This window comes from Sphaerisporangium perillae (assembly GCF_023276435.1).
GTDB lineage: Bacteria > Actinomycetota > Actinomycetes > Streptosporangiales > Streptosporangiaceae > Sphaerisporangium > Sphaerisporangium perillae.
In genome coordinates this window covers 1-2,250 of record NZ_JALLPO010000095.1, presented here as the reverse complement: position 1 = coordinate 2,250, position 2,250 = coordinate 1, and the positions used below count along the sequence as shown (strand labels likewise).

General features: G+C 72.8%; 3 protein-coding genes and 1 pseudogene. All 4 read left to right on the top strand.

Annotation, left to right across the window (positions count from 1 at the left end; all coding sequences use genetic code 11):
* Window positions 1-251, top strand: a pseudogene (locus MYF83_RS42085) (molecular chaperone DnaK); the annotation flags it as partial.
* Between the two features lie 8 nt (window positions 252-259).
* On the top strand, window positions 260-859 hold the full coding sequence (locus MYF83_RS42080; RefSeq protein ID WP_248966424.1) for a nucleotide exchange factor GrpE: 600 nt from the start codon (window positions 260-262) through the stop codon (window positions 857-859).
* A gap of 4 nt (window positions 860-863) precedes the next feature.
* Window positions 864-1,838 carry a DnaJ C-terminal domain-containing protein gene (locus tag MYF83_RS43530; RefSeq protein ID WP_279340801.1) on the top strand — a complete coding sequence of 325 codons (975 nt, stop codon included), beginning with the start codon at window positions 864-866 and terminating at the stop codon, window positions 1,836-1,838.
* Window positions 1,835-2,176 carry a chaperone modulator CbpM gene (locus tag MYF83_RS42065; protein WP_248966422.1) on the top strand — a complete coding sequence of 114 codons (342 nt, stop codon included), beginning with the start codon at window positions 1,835-1,837 and terminating at the stop codon, window positions 2,174-2,176. The genes MYF83_RS43530 and MYF83_RS42065 overlap by 4 nt, the downstream gene beginning before the upstream one ends.
* Window positions 2,177-2,250 lie beyond the last annotated feature (74 nt).

The following is a 2,250-nucleotide window of genomic DNA, read 5'->3' as shown; positions in this document are numbered from 1 at the left end:
TGCCGGTGCACGAGAAGGCCAGGGCCGAGCAGCTCGTCGCCGACGCGCGCCAGGCGATCAAGGAGGAGGCGCCGGTCGAGCGCCTGCGCGACCTCAGTTCGGAGCTGCAGCAGGTCTTCCACAGCCTCAGCGCCGTGTCCGCCCCGCAGGGCGAGCCCGCGGGCGCCGGGCAGCAGGCCGGCGCCGGGCAGGCCGAGGGCGCGCCCAAGGGTGACGACGTCATCGACGCCGAGTTCACGACATCGGACTGAGGGACGACATGGCCGACGAACGCGGCAGGACACCGCCGGGCACGAATCGCCCACCGCCCCCCGGCCCGGTCCCGGGGGCGCCGGGAACCGGACCGGAGGCGTGGGCCGCCTCCCAGGTCGCCGAGCCGGCCGGTGAGGTGACCGAGAACGAGGGCGTGTCCCCGGTCGAGGACATGGACGCGAAGATCGCCGAGCTGGAGGACCGCTGGTTGAGGTCCGCCGCCGAGCTGGACAACCTGCGCAAGCGCATAGCCAGGGACGCCGAGCGCATCCGCGCCGAGGAACGGGCCCGCACGGTGCGGGAGCTGTTGCCGATCATCGACAACCTAGACCTCGCCCTGCGGCACGCCGACGCCGATCCCGGGGCCGTCGTCGAAGGCGTGCGCGCGGTACGGGACCAGGCCGTCGCCATGCTGGCCCGGCTCGGGTTCCCCCGCCACGACGAGGTGGGGGTGCCGTTCAACCCGGCGCACCACGAGGCCGTGGGCACGGTGGCGAACCCGGAGGTCCCGCCCGGGACGGTGGCCGACGTCGTACGGCCCGGCTACGGCGACCGCGAGCGCCAGCTACGCCCCGCCGCCGTGATCGTCTCCATGACACCGGAATAGCGTCATGGCGGCGCGCGACTTCTACGAGGTGCTGGGAGTGCCGAAGACGGCGAGCCAGGACGAGATCCAGCGCGCCTATCGCAAGCTCGCCCGCGCCTACCACCCGGACGTGAACAAGGACCCGGGCGCCGAGGAGAGGTTCAAGGACGTCTCCGAGGCCTACGACGTGCTGTCCGACCCCGACAAGCGGCGGCGGTACGACGCGTTCGGGCCCGACTGGCGGTCGGTGCCCGAGGACGTCGACCCGGAGGCCTGGGCCAGGGGGCGTGCGCGGGCCGGAGCGGGAGCCGGCCGGGGTGCCGGTTCGCCGTGGGGACGCGCCGCGGGTGCCGGGCAGGGCCAGGGCTTCCGGTTCACCTCCGACCAGCCCGACATGGATATCGACCTGGAAGAGCTGCTGGGCGGCATGTTCGGTGGAGGCAGGCGGCGGTGGGGACCGGTTCCCGGGGCCGACCAGGAGGCCGAGATCACTCTCAGCGTCGACGAGGCCTATCACGGCGGGCGCCGCACCGTCACCCTCCAAGGGCCGCACGGGCCGCGCACCCTCCAGGTGACGATCCCTCCGGGGGTGACGCAGGGACAGCGCATCAGGCTCGCGGGCCAGGGCGGCCACGGCGGGGACGGCGGCCGGGCGGGCGACCTGTACCTGATCGTCCGCATCTCCGACCCGCGTTACCGCGTCGAGGGCCGCGACATCTACGTGCCGCTGCCTCTCGCCCCCTGGGAAGCGGCGCTCGGCGCGACCGTCGCGATCGACACCCCCGGCGGCGAGGCGAAGGTGAAGGTGCCGCCGGGAACCTCCAGCGGCCGCCGCCTTCGCCTGCGCGGGCGCGGGCTGCCGAACCCCAAGGGCACGCCCGGCGACCTGTACGCCGAGGCGCGCATCATGGTGCCTGCCACGCTCGCCGACGAGGAGCGGCACCTGTTCGAGCAGCTCGCGGCGGTGTCCCGGTTCAACCCGAGGAGGGCGGTGTCATGAACGTGAGGCGGGTCCCGGTGACGACGGCGCTGACCTCGCTGCCGGGCATTGGCCTGGAGTCGTTCGCCCGGGCGGGAGGGCTGCACCCCGATCAGGTGCGCAGGCTGGTCGCTCTTGGTCTGCTGGAGCCGATGTCCTGGCGCGGCGAGGACTTGAGGTTCCCGCCGTCGCAGCTGGTGGTGCTCGGCCGCATCGAGCGGCTGCACTCTGGTCTGTCTCTCAACTACGCCTCGCTGGGTGTGGTGCTCGATCTGCTGGATCGGATCGCGGAGCTGGAGTCGGCTCTGCGCCGTCACTCACGACCTACGGGAGTGTCATCGTGGACCCGAACCGACTGACCCAGAAATCGCAGGAAGCCGTGCATGACGCGCAGACCAAGGCGATCCGCTTCGGGCACACCGAGGTCGATGGT